This window comes from Streptosporangium sp. NPDC023825, from assembly GCF_040639575.1.
Taxonomy (GTDB): Bacteria; Actinomycetota; Actinomycetes; order Streptosporangiales; family Streptosporangiaceae; genus Streptosporangium.
Genome location: NZ_JBFAAE010000134.1, coordinates 1 through 5,165 on the forward strand (window position 1 = coordinate 1; position 5,165 = coordinate 5,165).

A 5,165-nucleotide genomic window follows, 5' to 3' on the forward strand; every position below is an offset into this window, starting at 1 on the left:
GCCGGACGGGGGGTCACCCCGCCCCCGGCCCCCCCGCCCCCGGGGTGCCCCCCGGGCCCGGCCGCCCCCGGCCAACGCCCACCCCGCCCCCCCCCGGGCCGGTGCCGAGGGTGTTGACCATCGTCACCTCGGTGCCGACCGGGTAGGCGGAGAAGTCGACGACCACGTCGAACCGCTCGGCGGGGGCCATCGTGATCGCCTCGTGCGCGACGGGGGCGGCCAGCAGCCCGGCGTCGCTGCCGACCTGGACGAACCGGCCGCCGGGGGTGAGCTCCAGCCGGTAGCGGCGGGCGTTGGAGGCGTTGAGCAGCCGCAGCCGGTAGCGGGTGTTCGAGACCTCCAGCACCGGCCAGGGGGCGCCGTTGACCAGGATCACGTCACCCTCGACGCCCTCCATGTAGGCGGCCTCGACCCCGGCGCTCACCAGCAGGCTGGGATCGGTCGCCGGGTAGCGGAACGCGCCGTCCTCCTCGAACGCGCGGTCGCAGATCATCAGCGGGACGTCCCGCTCGCCCTTCGGCAGCGGCAGCGCGTCGTCCTCGTCGTCTCCGACGATCATGAATCCGGCCAGCCCCCGCCAGACCTGCGGGGCGGTGAAGTCCATCCGGTGGTCGTGGTACCAGAGCGTGGCGGCCCGCTGGTCCAGCGGGTACGCGTAGTCCCTGGCCCCCGCGTGCAGCGTCCACTGCGACGGATCCACGCGCATGCCGTGGTGGGAGTGGCCGCCGGGCGGGGGCCGGAAGCCGCGGCCCTCGGCCACCACCAGGTCGGTGGGGTAGCCGTCCGAGCCGGCCGGGGTCACCCCGCCGTGCAGGTGCGTGGAGGTCGGCACGGGCAGCTCGTTGCGGACCCGGACCGTGACGGGGCTCGCGCGCCGCACCTGGAAGGTCGGCCCGGGGAAGGTGCCGTCGAACCCCCACACCTCGGTCGTCGTCCCCGGGACGATCTCCACCTTCGCGGGACGCTGGACCACCTCGTAGTGTCCCGGCCGCGCGGGGCGTGCCACGGCGGGGATCGGCAGCGGGACGGTGAACGGCCTGGGCAGCGGCAGCGCGCTGGACAGGACCTGGCCCGCGGTCTCGGCCGAGACCGCGCCGCATCCGGCCGCGGCCAGGCCCGTCACGCCGAGCGCGCCGCCCAGGAAACGCCTCCTGGAGATCACGCGGCCGCCCTCCGCTGTCCCCGCCACGTCCAGGCGGTCATCGACACGGCCAGGCCGAAGATGACCATCGCCAGCGGGATGTGCATCGCGACCTGGCGCTCCTGGCCGAGCACGATCTGGGCGTTCACCAGCGTCGCCTGCAGGACGCTCACCCCGAGCGGCCACAGCGGGCCGCGGCCCGGCCGCCACAGCGTGATCGCGGCGATGAGCTGCAGGCCCAACAGCACCGAGGTGATGGTGGCACCGAGGCTGTGGTGGGCCAGCAGGTCCACCTCCCCGGTGACGAACATGCCGGCGATGACCGCCTGGCCGAGCACGGTCACCAGGTGCAGGGTGGCGGTGACCCGCAGGGACCAGACGATCCAGGCGGGCACGCGGGCCGGATCGGTCCGGGCGGGCACGCGGCCCGGGTTCGCCGGAACGGGCACGCGGGCACGGCCGGTCGGAGCGGGTGGGGAACTCATGGACACCTCCGTCGGATTTCGGTGTCCAGGCTCCCGGTCCGGGACGCGGGCGTCGTCACCCAGGCGAAGCGCTCGGCCGTACTTCTCCCGGTGTACGCGGGGCCGGTCGCCCCCCGGGCGTACGACCGGGGGAGTACGGGTGCCGTCAACGGGCGTGTCACCAGCCGAGAACGAGGGCGACGGTGGCGGCCTGGGCGAAGTGGGCGGCGGCCTCGTGGTCGCGGCCGAGGAGGACGGCCGGCTCGCCGAGGGCGCGGGCGACCGGGCGCGGCGCCGTCGCCAGGCTCGTGGGCCGGCCGCACGGCCCCCTGACGTCCGCACGCCCCGAAGGGGTGACCCGGCCCGTCCGGTGGCATGGCGATACCGCCGTCTTGACAAAAGATCGGTGTCAGGCGATGCAAAAATCGTAGGATGGCGAACATGTAGTCGCAATATTTCGCTCTACAATCGCAAAGAACAGATTGTCGTACGTCTCCCGCTGTCGTGGGTGCGACGCCACGCGGAGCCCTCCAGCTCCGCCGGGCAGATCGAGCTGCCCGGCGAGGCCGCGTGAGCAGCGAGTCGAGGTCCGGCAATTGACTCCATCGGGGCATGAAGCCCGCATCTCGGACTGTCACGACACGTCATCGCTGCGAGCCGATATGACACCGATCCGCAAAGCGGATGTAAACACTTGCGAAAGCCGCCGTATGCTTGCGGGTATGACGCGGAGGCTTGCTGAGGTGGCCAAGAGGGTCGGGGTGAGCGAGGCGACGGTCAGCCGCGTGCTCAACGGCAGGCGCGGCGTCTCCGAGTCGACCAGGGACGCCGTGCTGGCGGCGCTCGCCGCCCTCGGCTACGAGCGCCCGACCCGGCTGCACCGTGACCGCGCCCGCCTGATCGGCCTGGTCTTCCCCGACCTGCACAACCCGATCTTCCCCGCGTTCGCCGAGGTCGTGGGCGGGGCGCTCGCCCAGCAGGGGTTCACCTCCGTGCTGTGCACGCGCACCTCGGGCGGGCTGCAGGAGGCCGACTACGTCGACCTGATGCTGGCGCAGCACGTCTCGGGCGTGGTCTTCGCCGGAGGCGCGTACGCCGAGGGGGACGCCTCCCACGAGCACTACGCGCGCATCCTGGAGCGGCGCCTGCCCGCCGTCCTGGTGAACGCCTCGGCCGGGCACCTCGGTTTCTCCCAGGTCTCCTGCGACGACGTCGCCGCCGCCGAGATGGCGGCCGGGCATCTGCGGGCCCTGGGGCACGAGCGCGTCGGGATGCTCCTCGGGCCCGCCGACCACATGCCGTCGCGCCGCAAGCTGGAGACCTTCGCCGCCTACGCGCGGGCGCACGGCATGGACTTCGGCGAGCGCTTCGTCGAGCACGCCGTTTTCTCGATGGAGGGCGGCCAGGCCGCCGCCGCCCGGCTGGTGCGGCGCGGCGTCACCGGCCTGATCTGCGGTAGCGACCTGCTCGCGCTCGGCGCGGTGCGCGCCGCCCGGCGCGAGGGGCTCGCGGTGCCGCGCGACGTCTCGGTGATCGGGTACGACGACTCGGCCATGATGAACCGGACCGACCCGCCGCTGACCACGGTGCGCCAGCCGATCGAGGCGATGGGCCGCGCGGCCGTGGACCTGCTGGTCGCCCAGATCGACGCCGCCGCCCTGCCCGGGGGCGAGCTGTTGTTCGACCCCGAACTCGTGGTCCGCGCCTCCACCGCGCCGGCGGTGCCCAGGGCCGTACCGGCCTGACCGTTCCGGAACCGCCGCCGGGCCGCGCCCGCCGCCGGGCTCCTCCGGTCACCTTCCCGGCGGCCGCCTCTAAAAATCTCGACAGGAAGATGACGTCATCAAGCATCTTCCCGCAAGTGGATGACTCCACTCCGTGTCATATGCGTGTAGCCCCAGGTGGGGCGGGGTTCTCGCGCGCGGCGGAGGTGTTACCGGGAGATGGCCGATGGATCACTGTCACTTTTTTGCATCTGAATTGACGGGCTCTTGCTACTTCCTGCACGCCTCTATATGTTTCTCGCAACCGACCCGCCAAGGAGTGCCTCGGATGAAATCCCCCAAGCTCTCGATGCTGCTCGCCGCAGCCATCGCGCTCACCGCCGCCGGTTGCGGTAACGACGACAGCGGATCACAGGCCGCGGAAACCAAGCCGAGTGCCGCCGGGGCCGAAGCTCCGGTCACGATCTCCGTCGGCTGTCAGCCGCCGAAGAGCAACCCGCTGGAGCGGACCGCCTGGGACGAGGACGTGGCAGCGTTCAAGAAGCTGCACCCGCACATCACGATCGACAGCAAGGACGCCTTCCCCTGCATCAACCCGGACACCTTCCAGGCGAAGCTGGCCGGCGGCTCGATGGAGGACGTCTTCTACGTCTACTTCACCGATATCAAGAAGATCATCGCCGCGGGCCAGGCCGCCGACATCACCCCCTACGTCGGCGGCATCAAGCTGCTGAACGACATCCGGCCCGACGTCCTGGCCACCTTCAAGGAGGGTGAGAAGCTCTACGGCCTGCCCAGGAACAACTACTCCATGGGCCTGGTCTACAACCGCAAGCTCTTCACCCAGGCAGGTCTCGACCCCGCCGCACCGCCCAAGACCTGGGCCGAGGTGCAGGCGGCCGCCAAGAAGATCAGCGCCCTCGGTCCCGGGCACGTCGGTTTCGGCGAGTACAGCGCCGGCAACACCGGCGGCTGGCACTTCGCCGCCTCCCTCTACGGGCGCGGCGGCGAGATGGTCACCCCCGACGGCAAGTCCGCGGCCTTCAACAGCCCCGAGGGCAAGGCCGTCCTGGAGAACCTCAAGACCATGCGCTGGACCGACAACAGCATGGGCGCCAAGCAGCTCCTCCAGTGGGAGGACCTGATGCGGATGATGGGCGGCGGCAAGCTCGGCATGATGATCGGCGCCCCCGACGTCGTCCAGGCCGTCAACAACGACTTCAAGGGCAAGTTCGAGGACTACGGGGTCACCGCCCTGCCCGAGGCCAAGGCCTCGCTCAGCGGCGGCGACGGCTACATGATCAACCCCAAGGCCACGCCCGAGAAGATCAAGGCCGCCATGCTGTGGCTGGAGTTCCACGAGCTGACCCCCGGCCAGGGCCAGTTCAACTACGAGCGCAGCAAGAAGCAGGGCCGCCCCGTCGGCCTGCCGATCCCCGACCTGTACGGCGACACCGCGCCGGGCAAGGAGATCGTCGAGCTGCGCAAGGCGAACGCCACCGTTCCCGTGGAGAACTTCACCCCCTTCGTGGAGGGTTCCGCGGCCATCCAGAACAAGCTTGAGCCGCCGAAGTCGCAGGAGCTCTACGCGATCCTCGACGTGGCCATGTCGGCGGTGCTGACCAGGCAGGACGCCGACATCGACAAGCTCCTCGCCGACGCGGAGGCCAAGGCGAACAAGGTGCTGGCGAAGTCGAGCTGACCTTCTGACACCCGGGGTGGCGGGCCCGGCGGCGGGCACCCCGCCCGCCAGTGGCTTTAGGGGGTGAACACGAGGCAACAAATACCGAGGAAGGTCCACAGCGGCGCAAAGCGGGGGGCGAAGAGAGAGGGCTG

The 5,165-nt window shown here is 71.1% G+C and carries 4 protein-coding genes; 2 read left to right on the forward strand and 2 right to left on the reverse strand.

Annotated elements, in window-relative coordinates; translation table 11 throughout:
• Positions 1-13 precede the first annotated feature (13 nt).
• Entirely contained in the window at positions 14-1,162 is a 1,149-nt protein-coding gene (locus AB0G15_RS43295) for a multicopper oxidase domain-containing protein (protein WP_362851534.1), read from the reverse strand.
• Entirely contained in the window at positions 1,159-1,626 is a 468-nt protein-coding gene (locus AB0G15_RS43300) for a hypothetical protein (RefSeq protein WP_362851536.1), read from the reverse strand. Before AB0G15_RS43300 ends, AB0G15_RS43295 begins: the two co-directional genes overlap by 4 nt.
• Before the next feature lie 689 nt (positions 1,627-2,315).
• On the opposite strand from AB0G15_RS43300, the gene AB0G15_RS43305 reads away from it, so the two are divergent.
• A complete protein-coding gene (locus AB0G15_RS43305) occupies positions 2,316-3,350 on the forward strand; it encodes a LacI family DNA-binding transcriptional regulator (RefSeq protein ID WP_362851538.1) in 1,035 nt (344 codons plus the stop codon).
• 307 nt (positions 3,351-3,657) lie between these two features.
• Positions 3,658-5,031 carry an extracellular solute-binding protein gene (locus tag AB0G15_RS43310; protein ID WP_362851540.1) on the forward strand — a complete coding sequence of 458 codons (1,374 nt, stop codon included), beginning with the start codon at positions 3,658-3,660 and terminating at the stop codon, positions 5,029-5,031.
• The last annotated feature ends 134 nt before the right edge of the window (positions 5,032-5,165 follow it).

Bases quoted from the DNA above. Each gene is read 5' to 3' on its own strand.
- AB0G15_RS43305 (WP_362851538.1), top strand. From the start codon at position 2,316: ATGCTTGCGGGTATGACGCGGAGGCTTGCTGAGGTGGCCAAGAGGGTC.
- AB0G15_RS43300 (WP_362851536.1), bottom strand. From the start codon at position 1,626: ATGAGTTCCCCACCCGCTCCGACCGGCCGTGCCCGCGTGCCCGTTCCG.
- AB0G15_RS43310 (WP_362851540.1), top strand. From the start codon at position 3,658: ATGAAATCCCCCAAGCTCTCGATGCTGCTCGCCGCAGCCATCGCGCTC.